The following is a 530-nucleotide window of genomic DNA, read 5'->3' on the forward strand; positions in this document are numbered from 1 at the left end:
TTAGCTTCATCTTCCCACAGATGAAACTTAGTATGAAATTTATCAAGCTTTATATAATTAAAATCCAATATATTTATAGTTATTACCTTTGACAAATTCTTGTAGTCTTCACCTTTAACTATTGTTTCATTGAAAATTCTTCCCCAGTAAAACAAAGTTCTCTTATCCATATTATGTTGATTTGTAAGTTGAACTTCTATGTCTATTTGAGTCCCATCTTCTGTTCTCGCTCTTACATCTAGTATTGCAGTTTTATCATTTACGAGTTCTCTTGTTAGTTCTTTGTTATCTATTATTTCTAATGTTACAAGTCTATCTCTATCTTTCCTATCTAAAACTGCATTCAAAAATGCAATTAAATTATCTTTTACTTCGTTTTCTCCGAAGAGTTTCTTGAAAATAAAATCATTCAAAGGTTTTAATCTCTCCATTATATCACCCTTTCCTATACTTATATTATATCTTAATTTTTGTTGTATTTTCACTATCTTTTGAAAAGAATTCGCATTTTTTATTAATACAAATTCTAC

The 530-nt window shown here is 27.0% G+C and carries 1 protein-coding gene; it reads right to left on the bottom strand.

Annotated elements, in window-relative coordinates; genetic code table 11:
- Positions 1-431: Rpn family recombination-promoting nuclease/putative transposase (locus tag CLTEP_RS14275; protein WP_153016385.1), on the bottom strand; the 431-nt coding region annotated here is incomplete at its 3' end.
- Between the last annotated feature and the right edge of the window lie 99 nt (positions 432-530).

It is taken from the genome of Clostridium tepidiprofundi DSM 19306 (assembly GCF_001594005.1).
Lineage (GTDB): Bacteria > Bacillota > Clostridia > Clostridiales > Clostridiaceae > Clostridium_AC > Clostridium_AC tepidiprofundi.